Origin of the sequence: Phaeodactylibacter xiamenensis (assembly GCF_000759025.1) — a bacterium.
GTDB classification, from domain to species: Bacteria; Bacteroidota; Bacteroidia; order Chitinophagales; family Saprospiraceae; genus Phaeodactylibacter; species Phaeodactylibacter xiamenensis.
On the sequence record NZ_JPOS01000010.1, the window covers coordinates 242,798 to 261,475 of the forward strand.

At 52.2% G+C, this 18,678-nt stretch carries 10 protein-coding genes; 6 read left to right on the plus strand and 4 right to left on the minus strand.

The features are described from left to right. Positions 1-92: 92 nt before the first annotated feature. From IX84_RS03385 to IX84_RS03395, 3 genes are all read left to right on the plus strand, one after another. Positions 93-5,819, plus strand: a complete 5,727-nt coding sequence (locus IX84_RS03385) for a fibronectin type III domain-containing protein (protein WP_044216532.1) — start codon at positions 93-95, stop codon at positions 5,817-5,819. Positions 5,820-5,896: 77 nt separating this feature from the next. Then, positions 5,897-6,436 carry a peptidase associated/transthyretin-like domain-containing protein gene (locus IX84_RS03390; protein ID WP_044216533.1) on the plus strand — a complete coding sequence of 180 codons (540 nt, stop codon included), beginning with the start codon at positions 5,897-5,899 and terminating at the stop codon, positions 6,434-6,436. An 88-nt stretch (positions 6,437-6,524) separates the two neighbouring features. Continuing rightward, a complete protein-coding gene (locus IX84_RS03395; RefSeq protein ID WP_044216534.1) occupies positions 6,525-7,169 on the plus strand; it encodes a hypothetical protein in 645 nt (214 codons plus the stop codon). A 15-nt stretch (positions 7,170-7,184) separates the two neighbouring features. Here the strand turns inward: IX84_RS03395 and IX84_RS03400 are convergent, their stop codons facing one another. Continuing rightward, positions 7,185-9,812, minus strand: a complete 2,628-nt coding sequence (locus IX84_RS03400; protein WP_044216535.1) for an OmpA family protein — start codon at positions 9,810-9,812, stop codon at positions 7,185-7,187. Positions 9,813-10,071: 259 nt separating this feature from the next. Between IX84_RS03400 and aspS the strand changes: the two genes are divergently transcribed. The 3 genes from aspS to IX84_RS03415 all read left to right on the plus strand — a co-directional run bounded on the left by aspS (position 10,072) and on the right by IX84_RS03415 (position 14,519). Then, positions 10,072-11,841 carry an aspartate--tRNA ligase gene (gene aspS / locus IX84_RS03405; protein ID WP_044216537.1) on the plus strand — a complete coding sequence of 590 codons (1,770 nt, stop codon included), beginning with the start codon at positions 10,072-10,074 and terminating at the stop codon, positions 11,839-11,841. 21 nt (positions 11,842-11,862) lie between these two features. Further along, positions 11,863-13,392, plus strand: a complete 1,530-nt coding sequence (gene amaB, locus IX84_RS03410; RefSeq protein ID WP_044216539.1) for an L-piperidine-6-carboxylate dehydrogenase — start codon at positions 11,863-11,865, stop codon at positions 13,390-13,392. Positions 13,393-13,604: 212 nt separating this feature from the next. After that, a complete protein-coding gene (locus tag IX84_RS03415) occupies positions 13,605-14,519 on the plus strand; it encodes a hypothetical protein (RefSeq protein WP_044216543.1) in 915 nt (304 codons plus the stop codon). Positions 14,520-15,177: 658 nt separating this feature from the next. Here IX84_RS03415 and IX84_RS03420 read toward each other — a convergent pair. The 3 genes from IX84_RS03420 to IX84_RS03430 are packed head-to-tail and all read right to left on the minus strand — an operon-like array spanning position 15,178 to position 18,673. Continuing rightward, positions 15,178-16,587 (minus strand): hypothetical protein, encoded by a 1,410-nt coding sequence (locus IX84_RS03420; protein WP_044216548.1) that lies wholly within the window; start codon positions 16,585-16,587, stop codon positions 15,178-15,180. A gap of 3 nt (positions 16,588-16,590) precedes the next feature. Further along, positions 16,591-17,958, minus strand: coding sequence for a hypothetical protein (locus tag IX84_RS03425; protein ID WP_044216549.1), 1,368 nt, complete (start codon positions 17,956-17,958; stop codon positions 16,591-16,593). Then, entirely contained in the window at positions 17,939-18,673 is a 735-nt protein-coding gene (locus IX84_RS03430) for a type III pantothenate kinase (RefSeq protein WP_044216550.1), read from the minus strand. Before IX84_RS03430 ends, IX84_RS03425 begins: the two co-directional genes overlap by 20 nt. Positions 18,674-18,678: the final 5 nt, after the last annotated feature.

Here is an 18,678-nt window from a genome sequence, read left to right on the forward strand (position 1 = left end):
GCGGGTAAAAATACCCTGCAGAGGGGATATGCACACAAAATTCAGTCCTCTAATTTTGATTTTTGAAATAATGACCTGAAAACCCTGGTATCATGAAGTGCACAAATATCCTGTTTTTGCTAGCTTTTCTTTTCCCCGTTTCCTGGCTGTCGGCTCAGGCTCCCTCCACCCTTTACTGGGCGGATAACAGCTCTTCCCTGAGTTCCATTTCCCCGACTAATGGCACCCCTGATGTCCTGGACTTTGAATTTGTGAGCCCCAGCGGCCCCGCTCAGGTTACGTTTGACGAAGTAAGCAACGCGCTGTACTTTGTAGACCTTGAACGTATAATACGCCTGGACTGGACGAATGCCAGTGCCGTTGAAATACTGGCGCAGCCTGCTGGCTCCAGTCTCATAAGAGGGCTGGCGGTGGACGGTCCTAACAATACATTGTATTGGAGCGAAGGCAACACCGTCATGAAAAGTGCGCTCGATGGCAGCAACCCTCAGGTCTTCTTCGAAAGTCCGAATACTAATGACCTGTTAGGCAATTTTGCGATTGACCTGGTGAATCAGCAGCTTTTTGTGTTAACCCTTTCAAATGGTTTTTTTAGTATTGACATCGCCTCTGCCGCAGCAACGTTTGTGAGTGTGCCCGGATTTCACAGAACAATCGAGTTCGACCCCGGCCAAAGCCAGGTGTACCTTTTCGGAGGAGCCGGGATTATTCGCTGCGATACGGATGGGAGTAACCTTACAACGCTGGTTCCCGGTTCCTTCTTACTTGGAGGCATGGCCCTCGATCTGGTGAACAACCAGTTATTCTGGACCGATACAAGCGGCGGCATCATGCGCGCCGCTCTTGATGGCACCAATCCCATTACCTTCCGGGGATCCGGATTTGAGGCTAAGGGCGGGCTACATATTAGGGCATCGAATGGTATCCTATTTTGGTTTTCCAGATCCTTTGGTCCCCAAACGGACCGCCTTCGAATTGTACGCTCACCGGTTGCTCCTACAGAAGGAGAGGGCTGGGACAGTGTGGCGAACGATGGGGCCTCCGGCACCAAAGCAGTCGTTATTGATGGGGAGGAAAGTTTCATTTACAGTACCAATGGCGCCTCCATTCTAAAATCAAACCTGGATGGTTCTCCGGTCCAATCCTATTCCAATTCTGGCTTGGTGTATTCATGGATATGCTGCAGCGAAGATTTCAATAACTACGGCAACTACTGGTTCAACCCGGGTTTCCCTTTAAACATTAAGGGTATGGCCATTGATGCTGCTGCTCAGGAATTGTACTGGACGTCAAATATTCAAAATACCCAGTATATTTTCAAATTAGACCTCGCCAACTATGTCGGGCAGGGCAAGGTAGATACCATCATTGCTGCTAGCCCTGATTCTCCGCTAAATAATTTAGGTGCTTTCCCATTTGACGAAATTGCTGTAGACCCTGCCAACGGAGACCTTTACTGGACCACTAATGCGGCCATTCTGACCTCGAAAGTCAACGGTATTGATGCACAGGTCCTTATGGATTGGGCGTCCTCTCCCCTTACGCTCCCTCCAAACAGCAATTATGGCAGAGCTATTGCTCTTGATGCCACCAATCAAAAAATGTACTTCACCGATGCGGGCAACATCCTTCGCGCCAACCTCGATGGCTCAGGGCTGGAAACCATTGTGGATGAAGCATCAGATATTATCGAAATTGAGCTCGACGTAACCGCCCAACTCCTCTACTGGTCTAACGCAGAGGGGCAGCTCAACTCGGCTACATTTGATGGGGATAATATTTCGATCGTTTCTGATGGCACGTTGGCAGATGGCATCGGGGATCTTGGGATTTTCAATACCGCCTCCACCAATCCGCCACTTCCCACCGTGACCATTTCCGGAACGAACTGTAGCACGGTAGGCTATGCCATTGATGGGGTGTACACCTATGACGAGGATTTGACACTCGCGACTGGAGTTACCATCTTCACCCATGAAAACCAGTTGCTGCTTTTGCTCAAAGATCATCTGCTCAACATCAATGGCTGGCATATCCTATTTGCTGATGGTAGTGGCTTATTTTACTCCAATCCCAATCAGACGGAATGGCCACCAACCGATGGATGGATACTGAACGGTAATGGTCCGGATTTTTGTAATGAGCTTCCTACGCTAACCGGCTACGTCATCCCCTCCTGCACTGCTACCTTAACAGCTGGCTCCGATACCCAATCTGCTTGCGCGCTGGAGGAAATCATTGAAGTCTCCTATAGTACCACTGGAGTGACTGGCCTTACCGAAACCGCCAACCTGGTAACCGGTATGTTTGGGCTGCCCGATGGGGTAAGTGCCGTTTGGAGCGACGACCAGCTAACGATCTATGGAGCACCTACGGAAACAGGGATATTCAATTATGCTATTCCGCTTTGGGGCTGTACCGACCTGACGGTTGCCGGCACGATTACCGTAGACCCCTGCGGTGGCCTGCAGGCCGGCTGTACTGACCCGACAGTACCACTGGGAAATGACGGTACGGTAGAAATCACCCCCGCACAGGTGGAGGAAGGCACCATTGCCTTAGACGGCATCGCCAGCCTTTCCCTCGATCAAAGCTCATTCGACTGCTCCCACATCGGCAGCGACAACCCGGTGGTATTAACTGTCACCGACTTAGACGGAGACGAAAGCACCTGTGCGGCGAACGTAACCATCCTGGACGAAACGCCTCCCGAAGCGGTTTGCCAGGATATTATCATTTCCACAGATGCCACAGGCAACGCCACCATTAGCCCTTCCGATTTAGACAATGGGTCTACTGATGCCTGTACCTCCGACCTTGGCTTCACCGTAGATATGGCAACCTTTGATTGTGCCGATACGGAGGTGATGGTTACGCTGACTGTGACTGATGATTCGGACAATCAGAGTACCTGCATGGCTACCGTTACTGTTCAGGATCAGGTGGCGCCAACAGCTGTCTGTCAGGATATTGCCGTTCAGTTGGATGCATCGGGCAACGGCAGCTTTATGCCTCAGCAAGCCGATGATGGCTCTGCGGATAACTGTTCCGACAACCTGACTTTTGAAGCCAGTCAGAGTAGTTTTGACTGTGCGGATCTTGGGGATGTGCCTATTATGCTGTTCGTCAGTGATGGCAGCCCTCATTCCGGTTCGGGTAGCTGTATGGCTACCGTAACGGTACAGGACCTGATCCCTCCACAGGCTGTTTGCACCCCTGCCACCGTTAGCCTGGATGAGAACGGACAGGGCACGCTCCCTACTTTCGCCATTGACGGCGGCTCTACGGACAACTGCAGTACCCTTCAAATTGCAGCAAGCAAAAACAACTTCGACTGTGCCGGCCTGGGAGCACAGGACGTCATCCTCACTGTGACCGATGGCAGCAACAATACAGACAACTGTACTGCGAGTGTTACCGTAGTGGACGAATTGCCTCCTGTAGCCCTGTGCCAGGACCTGATACCGCTCACCCTGGACATCAGCGGGCAGGCGACACTCGAAGCCACAGATGTAGACGATGGCTCCTTTGATAATTGCGGCATTACCCTCCGTTATCTCGACCGTACGACCTTCTCGTGTGAGGATGGGACATCACAGAATGTACTGCTTACGGTGGAAGATGAATCTGGCAATTCGGCAACCTGCTGGACTACCGTATCCCTTAACGACATTACTCCTCCTACCGCACTTTGCCAGGACATCACTGTTGCTGTAGATGCAAATGGCCAGGCCGTTCTTGATGGCAGTAGCCTGGACGCCGGATCAACGGATAATTGCGGCATCGCATACTTCGAAGCCTCCCCTGCCGGACTAACCTGTAATGACATCGGATTCAACACCGTAATTCTGACCGTGAGAGATGAAACCTACGACAATTTTGCCAATTGTGTTGCTACGGTGACCGTTGTGGATGACACACCTCCTGAGGCGATTTGTATCCCTTCCAATACTTTTGCATTGGAGATTGACCCTGCCGGTGCCACACCCACTACACTCCATGCTGCTGATATTGATAACGGCTCCTTTGACGCATGTGGCATTCAGGTACTTTCTGTGTCCCCTGCTATGTTTACCTGTGCAGATGTTGGGGCCGCCGATGTTACCCTAACCGTCACTGACCAGTCCGGGCTCAGTAGTTCCTGTACCACTTCGATTTCCATTGTAAACGCACTCATCGGGCAAGCCTGTGACGACGGTGATGATTGCACGCAAAATGACGTCTACGATGCAAATTGCAACTGTGCGGGCGAACTGATTGATGAGGACAACAACGGCGTTTGCGATCTAAATGAGTGCACAAAACCTGTCGACCTGCAAGTTAGCAATATCACTTCAAACACAGCAGAGCTATCCTGGACAGAGGTGGGGGCGGCAGAAGAGTACCTGATCCGTTACCGCGTCAATGGCGGCCCTGCTAATAATGCCCTGTCTGCCAGCAACAGCTTTACGCTCAACAACCTGCCGGGAAGCGCTACAATAGATTGGCGGGTACGGTCGATCTGCCTGACCGGGCAATCCGCTTTTGAAAATGGGCCGGCGTTTGAAACGCTGTCAGATGACTGCCCCGATGCCGATGGAGATGGCATTTGTGATGCAGAGGATAACTGCCCGGATTTTGACGACACCCTCATCGGCCAACCCTGCGATGACGGCGACCCCTGTACCATCAATGACACCTATAGCAGCGACTGCGACTGCCTCGGTGCATTACTGGACGAAAACTTCAATGGAGAATGCGACTTAGAGGAGCCCGAATGCGGCGCGCCCGAAAACCTCGCTGTCTCTAATGTAGGGCCCAACCAGGCAACCCTATCCTGGGAAGCCGTAATTGGTGCGGTGGAATACCGCCTGGGCTATGCACCGAACGGACAGGGCGGCTTTGTGCTTTCTGTCCCCTCAAATACACACACTTTAACCGGTCTTTCACCGGAAACACTACACTTTTGGCAAATCCGGGCAAAATGCGATGGCGTTAATTCCCCAAATACGCCTGGCCCGGCGTTCACGACTGCTGCCGACGGTTGTCCCGATGCGGACCAGGACGGCATTTGCGATGCGGATGACCAGTGCCCGGGTACCGACGACAACATCATTGGTACGTCTTGCAATGACTTTGACAACTGCACACAGAATGATGTCTACACTGCTGACTGTACATGTACAGGGACCCTGATTGACAATAACAACAACGGCATCTGTGACCTCGATGAGCTCTGCGATGCCCCCGGCAACCTGAGCAGCACCGCCCTCTCCCCCACCTCAGGGACGGTTTCCTGGGCTCCTGTACCCGGAGCCGTAGCTTACAAGCTGCAGTATTTGAGCCAGAGCACAGGAGTCGGGCAGCAGACCCTCTCCGGCAACAGCTACACTTTTGAAGGCTTCCCCGGAGGTGACCTTATACAGTGGCGGGTACGGACCATATGCGCCAATAGTAACTCCAGTTGGGAAGTAGGCCCTGCCCTGCAATTGCCCGTTGCCTTCCAGGGTACGCCCGAAGCAGGCAGGGGAACCCCAAAAAACCAAATCCAATTGCCCGACTGGCCCGCTATTGAGCAGCAACTTCAGGAGCTGAGCATTGAAGTTTTCCCTAATCCGGCCCGCCATCAGGCTACCTTGGTCTTGTCAAACCCCTTACCGGAAGCAGAGGTGGTGGCCTACAGCCTGCTTGGGCAAGAACTGATGCGACAAAACCTGCGCGGCCAGCAGGTGCTGCAACTTAAGTTGGGCAGCTGGGCCATCAGGCATACCGCTGTTGTCATAGCGGTCTTTGAACCCGGGCAGCCGCCTAAAACACAAAAGCTGCTTTTGGCAGAATAGAGGCACAGCACGGTGGAGCCTGCTCCGGAACTAAACCACGGTCAGTTCCGTTTTTATAGCGTAAAGCAAACCAATCAATGAGCAAGCTCCGCCATTTTTTCCAACGTCTGGGCTGGCTGAAACCGGACCCGCCGGAGGCAGCAGAACCATCAAAGCCCTTTTTGGAAGAGCTCAAAGCGGAATTGCGCAAGCGACTCGTAGGGTATTCCGCAACTCTTATCTTCGGAGCGATTGGGCTCATCTTTTTCCTAATGGGCGGATACATCGTTTATGATTGGATTCAGGATACTAAAGACCGCAGGCGCAACTTCCATGAGGTATGCATCGATGGATATGTGCTTGACACCTATGAAGGTACTGCTGTTGAAAATGCTATGGTTTTCATTGAAGGCAATTCGGAGTGGACAGATCAATCCAATACCAGTGGCTATTTTCGTATTTGTATCAACATCCCGAAAACTCAGGCAACCGTCAACCTAACGATTGAAAAAGCAGGTTACATCAGGCAGTATTACCATCAGGTATCCGTGCCAGATAACCCTCATACCGAGAAAAATATTCAGCATTTCAACCTGACAAATGTTAAAAATGTGGAGGACGAGCCCTTCCCGCACTAAAACTGCGTTCTTTTATTGACATTACATTTGATTTCCAGTATCTTATGCCGCATCACCTAAAAACCTCCATGCAAAACTGAACGTCCCAATGACTCCGAAAAAATCACTGCTCACAGTTACAGCCCTTCTTCTGGCCGCCTGGATTGTGTTCTCTGCCCTCAATCCGGGAGATACTTCGTATGTCATCATCGCAAAGTTTGATGGCATCTATGGCAACCCTGCCGGCGCTCAGGTCTATATCACTCAAGAGCGTGAACTAATCTCCAAATTCAACAAAAACCACGATTTCCATTCTTGCCAGCTAGGGCACGGGGGCACATTAAATACGGAATTCAGGGGAGTACCGAACCGGGAGACCTTTATTTACATCCTTAAAGAAGGTTTCGTGCCAGCGCGTTACTCTTTTATGCCTGGCGATCCGTTGACAGATCAGGAAATCGGGGAGGTAGCCCTGGTAAGTTACCCGGCGAAGCAGCAGCCTGCAATAACAGACCGCCCGCAAGTGCCATGCAGCGGGCAACTGGCTGACAACCCGAAACTGGCAGAGGTACAATACCTCGAAAACTTCCGCCCGGTAACTGACTTTCACTGTGAGGACAATAGCCACACCATTGTCTTTCAGGGAAAGCTTATTCAGTCCGGGCAACTAGTGCATCAGCAAGACTTCTCCATCATTTACCCGCCTCATCAACAGATGGGCGTGCTGCGAACAGGAACAAGCCGGGGGAAGTAACTCCCCCAACACAGTCTAATCTTTATCATCCGGAAGCAACAGGCGAATCTCCACCCGGCGGTTTTTAGCCCGCCCGGCTTCCGTATCGTTTTTCGCCACCGGCATACCAGAGCCTCTCCCGACTGGTCTTAGGCGTTCTTCAGGCAGTCCAAGATTCCGCAAATGGCTGGACACCGACTCCGCCCGCTCTTTTGAAAGGCGCAGGTTGTAAGGCTCTGCCCCTTCCTGATCAGTATGACCGGATATTTCCAGTACCCAAGTACGGTCCTTCACCAATTCAAACAATTGCTGAAGGTTGAAATAGGAGGTAGAATCCAATTGTGCACCATTTGTAGGGAAATAAACTTCTATGGGTGCCGCTTTGCCCTCCTGTACCATAGCCTTGAGGGTCACGACATCCATCGTGTCATTTAACCGGACCACCTCTTTGCCTGCGGGTAGTTCAGCAACTGCAGACTTGGGGAAAATGCCCGGACGGTTCACCTCAAACTTCACCTGTGCCACAGAATCCGGCAGCACATACTGGAACCGGCCATTAGGCTGAGCAGACACCTCGGCAATCACCGCGTTCGATTTGGCATCCCGAATAACGATTTTGGTATCACTGGTAATAGGATATTCGCTAGTCACTGCTCCGATTACTGTCTTCTGACGCTGGGGTCGTGCAGCTTCCGGAATGCCCGTAGCGTAGAGGTCACTATGGTAACTCCACCCCAAATCATCGGAGGAGAGATAGCCAATACTTCCGGAAGGGCTTAACGAAAGATTGTACCCCCAGTCGTGGTAAATGGAATTAATTTCTTTTCCCAAATTGACAGGCTCCGTCCAGTTGCGCCAGGTGTCATCCAGCCGGCGGCACATAAAGACATCAGTTTCGCCAAGGCCACCGTGCCCGCTGGAGCTGAAGTAGAAAGTCTTCCCATCAGCATGCAGGAAGGGGGAACGCTCCTGTTCATCGGTATTGATAGCAGGACCGATGGGAAAAGGATGCCCGAACCGCCCGTCTTTTTGCCTTAAGGCGACGAAGATGTCAATATCCGAGGGGCGGTACAGATTCTCCAGGGCCTCTTTGGAGGCAGCAAAGATGAGCGCATTCCCATCCGGTGACAGCACGGCCCTGCCCAGCCAGGGAAAGGCATTCACCTCGCTCTTCAGGGAATCAGCGGGGCTCCAGCCATCAATTGAACGGCGGCTGGTGAATAGCTTACCGTTGCGGAAAAGCAGCATGGTGTTCCCATCGGCAGTGATGGACAATGGTGCTTCATTCTGCTCCGTGGACAGAGAGGCAACTACTTTAGGCTGCTGCCATTTTCCAGATTCATAGTCGTAGGTGGACTCCAGGATTTCAGTGCCCATTTCAGCATCAGGGCTGGAATAGTACAGGACTTCACCCGATACATCAATCACTGGTGAACGTTCATTGCGGCCGGTATTCAGCTCGTCGATTGGGTAAAGGTGCAGGCTATCTGCAGGCCGGCTCAGTATAGCGGTTGCATCTTCCACCCAGCGCTCTTTGGTGGTATAGTATACAAAATTAGCCCGGCAGCCGGGCGGGCGCTCATCCGGGAACTGAGGGCCACAGGCGCTGATGAGGCGGATCGCGGACGCCCATGCCTTATCACGGCGCAATTGCTCCACCACCCGTTGCATCAGCACGTAGGTACGCTGTGCCGGTGCCCCGCGGTTGATGACTTCAATGAGTCCGTCTATGTCATCGGGCGCAAGGCCCCATCGCATCTGATTATTGACTTTGGTAAAACTACGGACCTCCTGAAGGCGGGCGGCCTGTACCTCCGTCAACGCGCTTTGATCAATACCGGACAGCTGACGAGCCACCGCCTCTGATGCAAAATCATTAATCATAGAGAGCGGGTAATCATTCAGAAAATCGAGTAAAGCCCCAATACCGGGTGATTTAGCAGCCTCTACAAAGGCATCAAGATAGCACTCAGCGGCAATCCAATGGCTGGGATGGTCTTCTGCCATTTTTTTCAAATCTCCCAATTCATAGGCTTTGAGGAAAGACCGGAGCAACTGACCTTTGATACGGTTTTCAAAGCCCAGATGATTTTTGCGCAGTAGGTCCCCATGCCGGTTAACCAAAGCTGTGAGGGTTTTGTAAGATAATGAATTAAGACGTTCCATTTCTGCATTTACAATAAAGCTCCGGACACCTTCTGCCCGGCGTTGATTGAAGCGGGACAGGGGCGGCACCTCATCCATAAACTGATCGTATGCCAGAATTTCACCTTGCTCCTTTAGCAAACCCATAGCCAATTTAACCATATCCGACTGCGCACGCCTGAGGGTATTTGGGCTCACGCCGAGCTTACGTTGTTTGCGCTGTTTTTTGGAAGGAAGCGATTGATAGATAGAATCGGCAGCACTGATATAACTCAGCGCAGACTGGATGTCAGACAGGGAAATCGTCTCCTCTAAAGTCAGCAGATGGCCCATTTCCAAATGAGCAGCAGCGCCCCACTTAGCATGAGAAAGATGTCGCTCAAAAGCTGCTGCTGCCTCGTCGTAGGCTTTAGCGTTGATGTACTTGCGCCCTTTTTTGACTTGACCGAAAAGTGGGAAAGCAAGCAGGCCACAGAGCACTATAAAGACTGCGGGCCTGAGGGAGGGTAGATATCGCATGTTTACCGGGGTTGTTCAATGATTTTCAAATATATAATTTTTTCGTGAAATCCTGACTTCCGATACATGGTCTTTGTCCAAATACCACAAGGGCCCTTAAAAGGAATATACCCTCTTACTACCGCCACAAAATCACCAGAATACTATAATTTCCAATAGGACAGCCCCCGCAAATTCCCTACTTTTGTGGCTTCTTAGCGACGGAGAAGAAATTTCCGTCACACTGCTTAAGCATCCCTGAACTCAAAACAAACAACGCATGTACCGTACTCATACCTGCGGAGAGCTCCGCATATCCCATGTTGGCCAGGAAGTGACCCTTAGCGGGTGGGCGCAAACCGTGCGCGACAAAGGCTATATGGTTTTCATTGACCTGCGCGACCGCTATGGCGTGACGCAACTGCTGTTCAATGAAGATATCTCTTCTCCTGAATTGCTGGCAAAAGCCCGGGAAGTAGGCCGCGAATTCGTGCTGCAAGCCAAGGGCAAAGTAGCAGAGCGGACTTCCAAAAACGATAAGATCCCAACGGGTGAAGTGGAGATTGAAGTCACCGAACTGACCATTCTGAATGCGTCAAAGGTGCCTCCCTTTACCATTGAGGCCGAAAGCGACGGGGGCGATGACCTGCGTATGAAGTACCGCTACCTCGACCTGCGCCGCGGGCCCGTACAGGAAAATATTATGTTCCGCAGCCGCCTGGCGATTGAGACCCGCAAGCACCTGTCGGATGAGGGCTTCCTCGAAATTGAGACACCATTCCTCATCAAGAGTACGCCGGAGGGGGCACGCGACTTTGTCGTGCCTTCCCGTATGAACCCCGGGCAGTTCTATGCGCTGCCGCAGAGCCCGCAGACCTTCAAGCAAATCCTGATGGTCTCCGGTTTTGATAAGTACTTCCAGATTGTGAAGTGCTTCCGGGATGAGGACCTGCGTGCCGACCGGCAGCCGGAGTTTACGCAGATTGACTGCGAAATGGCTTTTGTAACCCAGGAGCAGGTGCTCAACACCTTCGAAGGACTGACCCGCCACCTTTTTAAAACCCTTAAGGGTATTGAACTGCCTGAATTCCCACGCATGTCCTACGACGAGGCGATGACCCGCTTTGGTTCTGACAAACCGGACTTGCGCTTCGGCATGGAATTCACAGAACTGAATGACGTAGCGCAAAATAAAGGCTTCAAGGTTTTTGACAGCGTTGAGCTGATCGTGGGCATCGTGGCTGAAGGCTGCGCCGAGTACTCCCGCAAGCAGGTAGACGAGCTTACAAAGTGGATGCAGCGCCCGCAGATCGGCGCAAAGGGGCTGGTTTACGTCAAGTACAATGAAGATGGTACTTTCAAGTCTTCTGTAGATAAATTTTTCTCCGCCGAAGACCTCAAAGTCTGGGCGGACAAAATGGGTGCCAAGCCTGGCGATCTGATGCTCGTCCTGGCCGGCGAAACTGACAAAACCCGCAAGCAGCTCAACGAACTCCGCCTGGAGATGGGCCGCCGCCTCGGCCTGATGAAGGAGGGCGACTTCAAACCGCTTTGGGTAGTCGACTTCCCCCTCCTGGAATGGGATGAAGAAACCGAACGCTTCTACGCCATGCACCACCCCTTCACTTCTCCGAAGAAGGAGGATGTGGCACGCATGCTGGATGGAGACCATGAGACCATGAAGGCCCTGCGCGCCGATGCTTATGACCTGGTCATCAATGGGTCAGAAATTGGCGGAGGCTCCATCCGTATCCACGACCGGAAGCTGCAGGAGCGCAACTTTAAACTTCTCGGCTTCACAGACGAAGAGGCAGAAGCGCAGTTTGGCTTCCTTATGGGCGCCTTCGAATACGGTGCGCCGCCCCACGGTGGCATTGCCTTCGGTTTTGACCGCCTGTGCGCCGTGATGAACGGGCAGAGTTCTATCCGGGACTTCATCGCTTTCCCCAAAAATAACATGGGCCGCGATATGATGATCGATGCCCCCGCTCCGGTGCACACAGAGCAGCTTGATGAGTTGTACCTGGCGCAAAAGCAGATTGAAGAATAAGATAAAAACCAAATTATACCTATGGATACCAAATTCCTCCAAGAACTTGGACTGCATACTGAAAACGCCGGTACCAGCACCGGTCAAAACTCGATGGACTCCGGTCAGTACATTGAGTCCTACTCTCCCGTGGATGGCAAGCTCATCGGCAAGGTGAGCCAAACCACCCGCGAGGAGTACGAACAAGTAATGGCTACGGCTCAGGAAGCCTTCAAAACCTGGCGTATGATGCCTGCTCCGGCCCGGGGCGAGGTGGTACGGCAGTATGGGCTGAAACTGCGCGAGCATAAAGACGCACTCGGCCGCCTTGTTTCCTACGAAATGGGCAAAAGCCTGCAGGAAGGCTGGGGAGAAGTACAGGAGATGATCGACATCTGTGACTTTGCCGTAGGGCAGTCCCGTCAGCTGTATGGCCTGACGATGCACTCTGAGCGCCCGAGCCACCGCATGTACGAGCAGTACCACCCGCTGGGTATTGTGGGTATTATTTCAGCCTTCAACTTCCCGGTAGCGGTATGGTCCTGGAATTCCATGATCGCACTCATCTGTGGTGATGTGACGGTTTGGAAAGCTTCTGAAAAGTCTCCCCTATGCTCCGTAGCCTGCCAAAACCTGCTGCGCGACGTGCTGAAGGAGAACAACGTGCCCGAGGGCGTAAGCTGCATCATCAATGGTGACTACAAGGTGGGCGAGTTTATGACCAAAGACCATCGCGTACCCCTCATTTCGGCGACCGGCAGCACCCGTATGGGTAAAATTGTGGCGGCGGAAGTGGGCAGCCGTCTGGGCAAAACCATCCTGGAGCTGGGTGGCAATAACGCCATCATCGTTACGCCAAGCGCTGACACCAACGTTGTCCTCACCGGTGCCCTCTTCGGCGCGGTAGGCACAGCCGGGCAGCGTTGTACCTCCACCCGCCGCCTGATTGTACACGAGAGCCTCTTTGACGAGGTGAAGGAGAAAATGACCAAAGCCTACGGGCAACTGCGCATCGGCAACCCATTGGATGAAAACAACCACGTGGGCCCGCTGATTGATAAGGATGCTGTGCAGAACTACCTGAATGCGATCGAAACGGTTCAGAAAGAAGGCGGTAAACTCCTCGTGGAAGGTGGCGTACTCGAAGGCCCCGGATATGAAAGCGGCTGCTATGTGAAGCCTTGCATTGTAGAGGCGGAGCACGACTACAAAACAGTGCATACCGAGACCTTCGCCCCTATCCTCTACCTCATCAGGTACAAGGATATGGATGAGGCGATTGCTTACCACAATGAGGTACCGCAGGGCTTGTCATCGGCCATTATGACCAATAACCTGCGGGAAGCAGAGCGTTTCCTTTCCCATGCCGGTTCTGACTGTGGTATTGCCAACGTCAACATCGGTACAAGCGGTGCGGAAATCGGTGGCGCTTTCGGTGGCGAAAAGGAAACCGGCGGTGGCCGCGAAAGTGGCTCCGATGCCTGGAAGGCCTACATGCGCCGTCAGACCAATACCATTAACTACAGCACAGAGGTGCCGTTGGCACAGGGTATTAAGTTTGACCTGGACTAATAACGGAACGCCCGGCCCTTTTTAAGAGGCGGGCAAGCCAGATATGCAATTACGCCCGGTGGAGGTAGCTCTGCCGGGCGTTTTTTTTTGGAAGAGGCTAGCCCCAAACAAAAAATCAAAAAAATTATTACCGGCATGAGTACAGCAGGAGGAAGTCCTGCCTTATTGGGGTGTAAGACATCGAAAACAATACATCACCAAATATCAAACTTATGACATCCCGAATTTTGAAAATCACCGCACTGCTCTTTTTCGCTGCGACCCTTTTTGTAGCCTGCGATAAAGAAGCTACGACCGACAGCTTCGGCGAAATTGAAACGCAGGAAGCTTTCATGCAAATGGAAGAAGCCGGCCACCTGGGCTCCAACGGCTGTTTCCAGCTGGTTTTCCCCGTTACCCTTGTTTTTGAAGATGGCACCACTGCTGCTGTCGATAGCCGCATCGCCATCCGTCAGGCGATCCGGGCATGGATTCAGGTTAATGGCCGCCCGACTCAGCGCCCGCAGTTTGAGTACCCCTTTGACGTCACTCTGGAAGATGGAACCGTACAGACCATCACCTCTGGGGAGGAGTTCCGTGCGTTGATACAGGAGTGTCGCCCCAACGGTCCGAATGGCCCGCACGACCACACCCCTTGCTACGATTTGGTCTTCCCGGTTACGCTCGTCTACCCGGACGGCACAGAGGCAGAAGCCGCAGGCCCGCTGGCACTCCGTCAACTGCTGCGCCAATGGAAGGTGAACAACCCGGACAGCGACGAGCGCCCTACCCTTGGCTTCCCGATTCAGGTGACCCTGTCTGCCAACGACTCCCTCGTCACGGTAAACAGTCAGGAAGAACTGATGGCATTGCGTGAGGACTGTGCGCCTGGCAACTTCGGCCCTTGCTTCACCATCAACTATCCGGTGACCATCGCACTGCCGGATGGCACAACGGCTGAAGCGGATAGTCCTCAGGCGGCTCGCCAAATTTTCCAGGACTGGCGCGAGAACAACCCTGGCCCGCCAACCGCAAGTGAACGCCCCGGCTTCGTTTTCCCAATCGAAGTGACCCTGACCGAAGACGACTCGGTAGTGAGTGTCGAAAGCCCGGAGGAACTACGCGCGCTTTGGAATGACTGCCACTAGCGCTGTGTAGCGTGCGACTTCTACGAAGTCGGTCTTCCCTGGCGTCACCTGGATAGCAGCATTTGACTTCTACGAAGTCTTCTTCAGGTGCACGATCGCGCTTCTGTCCTACTGAAGGTATTTGAAAAAAGTTTGACTATTCTGGAAAGCCGGGTGCCTAAAGGGTGCCCGGCTTTTTCGCATTAGGGTGGTAGCGATAACCCTATAGCTGTATGACTAAAGGCAAAGCAATATGCTTCCCTTCAGCCCGGATGCTCAACTGATACCAACCTTCCGGCAAGTTGCCCAGCCGGAAAGTGGCATTACCGCCTGCGGGCTCCAGGGTACATTGTCATACCGGCTGCCCAAGGGCATTAACAACCAGGTGTAGTCGTGTTTTTGAGCGGATAGGTTGGATAAAAGGAAAAGGGCGTGAAAAAGGCAAAGCGTTTTTCTATACATGAGCGCCGGTTTTGCAAAAAAACGAGTGGATCCAATGTCAAGTTACGCCAGCCTTGGAGAAATTTCAACTGGGAGGAGGAGTTCGTCAGGGTATAGGCTTCTTATTTTGGGAATCTTTTACGGGGCAATTATTCAGGCTCACGCTTGAAATGAAATGGTCCGGCACACTTCTTAGCGTACCGGGCCATTTTATCTCTTAGGTTCTTGCGAGTGTTTATTAATCCTTAAAGCGTACAGTAACTGTTTCGCCGATACCGCAGCCTACGGACACCTGCTGCCCTTCCGAAACGTTACGCATGAAGCCTTCCTGCTTATCCGGCATAGCACCGTAGTACTGGCTCAGGCGCTTGTCGGCGTCATCAGCTACCTCACCGTCCACGGACTTAGCATAGCGGTACTTTTCCATAGCTGCCAGGATCGCCAGGCGAGAGGTCCAGTCGTCGCAATTACGGCCCAGTTTGGCGTAGCAGTCACCAATTAGGAGGTAAGGCCGACCCCAGCCATCGGTCAGGCTTGCCGCTTTGCGGGCGGCAGAAAGTGCACCACCAGCATTATTCTTACGGTACAGCTTGATAGACGCGATACTGTAGTAAATCTGGGCTTTGCCCTCATCGTCCATTTCCTGGTCAGAGTTGAGGCATTCTTCGTACCGGGCCAGTGCCTGATCATAGTTGCCTTCTTTTTGCAGCTGTGTGGCATCGTAGCAGGCATTGCGCTCCCGGCGTGCCGTCTCCAGCGAGTCATTAACAGCTTTAGCCAGCTGCTCGTAGTTGGACTTCATGTCCTGCATGAAAGTCTCAGTGGAATCACAGCCTTGCTGACGCAGCTTTACGTATACGTACTTCACGACTTCCAGATCGGTAGGGTTCTCCTCATACTGTGGCATAAGCTTTTTCTTGAAATAGCCACAGTCAAACACCTGGTCCTCTACTTCCTTGAAGGCGTTGTCCATACGTGCTTTTGAGGCTGCGTAGTACTCTCCGTAGGTATCATTGTTTTCCTGGTTATACTCGGCAATCGCCTCCAGTTTGCTGTACATTTCCTGTGCTTCCGGCTGCTCAATCTTGCCTGACTTGAAGAAATAAGCCAGGATTTGCCCCATAGGTTCCAGAAGAATATACTCTGCATCATTGCCGCCCTGTTCCACAGCAGCCTTCAGTACATCGTAGGTAGATTGGCGGAAGCCATATTCCGGCATATAAAACATGTCAAAGCCTTTACGTCCAAGCAGGAACGCTTCGTTCTTGTAGCATTCAATCTGCTGGTCATAAAGGTTCAGGATGCGCTCAGCAATTGCTTTCTTTTCTTCTCCATCCGTTGTCTTTTTATATTTGACTTTGAGCAAGTCAATACCATCGGAGAAGTGAGAAGGGCGCTGACCATCCGCTGCAGGTGCCAGTTTGTAAGCCTTTTCCCAGTTTTCATAGGCAATCTGGAACTCTGTTTCAGACAATGCCTCAAGATCAGCTACAGTTTTGCCTTTAACGACTCCACGGTAAAGTACGTGAGCATTTGTTGCTTCTTCCTCAAAGGGTTTACCATTCCAGGTCTCGCACTGCGCCCCTGCAGCGGTTGCAAAAAGCACAGAAAGCGAAAGGGCGATCAGTGAAATACGTAACTCTTTCATAGTTTAATTAAATTTTCGTTTGAAGAACCAAGTGTTATCATTTAATGTAAATCCAAGTGTCATATTGATGTAGGTTTCCCGAAGGGCTTGCTGTAGCCCAAACTGACCAGCCTCCACTGTAAAGTTAACAAAGGAGGTCCGCTGACGGGGCAGGATGATCGGGAAGCCAAAACCGAGGCTTAACCCGTAATCCAGCAGCTGATCGCCTTCAAAGGAACGGGGATCATTGCCGTAGAAGGCCCCAACCCGGTATCGTATACGCTCCCAATAGCTATCATAAGAGAGGTAATCCGGGATGTACTCCCCTCCTACTCGTACCTGCCACGAATTAGACAAATCGGTATTGGATTGTGCGTCGTTGCGGTAATTGCTCCACTGCGCAAGGCCCATTTCCACCCCCAGCCGTACTTTGTTGAGGCGCTCGTAGGTCACACCAGCGGTAAACTCAGCCGGCAGCTGACCTGTCCCTTCTACCGCAACCTCGTTAAATAAGGTATCCACCAGGTTAACGAAGCCGAAATTGGAGTTGAACCTTTGCCCAAAGCGATACGCTTCGGTATTGAACGAGTTGGCGGTGTTGCCGTGCAAACCAAAAATCAGCCGGCGGCCCGTTGGTTTCAGCTCGCCGTTCTCATCGGCTTTTTTGAAGACAAAGGTGTACTGCAGGCCAAGCCGCCAGAAAAGCCCAGTCATGGTATACTCATCCAGGAATTCGGTAGTATAGCTCAGTGGAAGATCATTAAATTCCACCCGGCGGCTGTTTTCCAGGGTACCCCAGTTGTAGCCCAGCGTCAGCCCTCCCGACAGGCCGCCGTAGCGAATGCCATTGCTCCAGCTCAGGCGATAGGTCTCTCCCTTGCCTCTTAGAAAATTCGTACTCAACCCGGCTGAACCGGCTTCCTGTGTCGTTTCCACATTATACCCCACTGTAGTATAGGGCTGCAATATAAATGCCATGCCCAACCCGAGCTTGGTATCCTTTCGGTCCAATACTTCGTTGATCGGGTTGATCAGCGGGAAAGCCAGGGCAAGGTAGGTCAGGTTTCCGCTCCAAAACGGAGCAGAAGCATCCTCTGCAGTGAGTGTACTGTACCTGGCGTCAATGCCAATTTCAAAAGCCGTAGCGTCAAGTCGTGACAGTGCCGCCGGGTTCAACGGGTTAATATGATAAGGATCATGGTAAGCGGCCGTAAGCCCCCCCATACCACCTTGTGCCGGCATATACTGAGCGTTGAAATCCCCCAGCCCAAACCGGGAGTAAGGAGAATTGATCTTCGGATCTGCTTCCACAGCAACGTCCTGTCCCAACACCACAAAGGCACTGCTGCATAAACAGGCCAACACAATTATTCTACTCCAGACGCTTGACATTATATTCCAGAATTTTATTTAGCCCCAGCAGGACCAAATGATGGTTCACAAATATCTCGCTTTTGAGCTTATTCGCCAAAAAAATGGCATCTCCCCCTGTCAGTAAGGCCTTCACAGGCCCTAAATTAGCCTCTGACCACTGCCGGTAGCCTTCTATTTCGAACAAAATACCTTGCTGTGCGCCATTACGCATGGCTTTTTCGGTAGATCGCCCGATCAGCGCCGTTGCTTCACCCCGCTTTACCTCAGGCAACCGGGCTGTAAACCGGTGCATAGCCTGTAGCCGCATAGATAAGCCCGGTGCAATATTCCCACCGAGGTATACCCCTTCCGCGCTCAGCCAGTCGTAGGTAATGCAGGTACCTGCATCCACAACCAGGCAATGCTGTTGGGGAAATAATGTATACGCACCCACTACAGCGGCCAGGCGGTCTTTGCCCAGAGTTTCGGGTGTATCATACTCATGGCTAACAGGTATAGGAGTTGTAGGGTGTAGCTCAAAAAAGCGAAAATGATGCTGTAACTGCTCCTGCACATCCAAATGCACAGCACCGGCTACATTAGATAAGATGATATTTTGAACGGCTTGGTTGGTTGCGTACTCAAAAAAGTTGGGCACACTTCCGTTGGGCCATTCTTCGTGCTGAACCAAAACACCATCGTTAAAAACGGCAGCTTTGGTCCTGGTATTGCCTATGTCGATGGCTAAATTCAAACGGG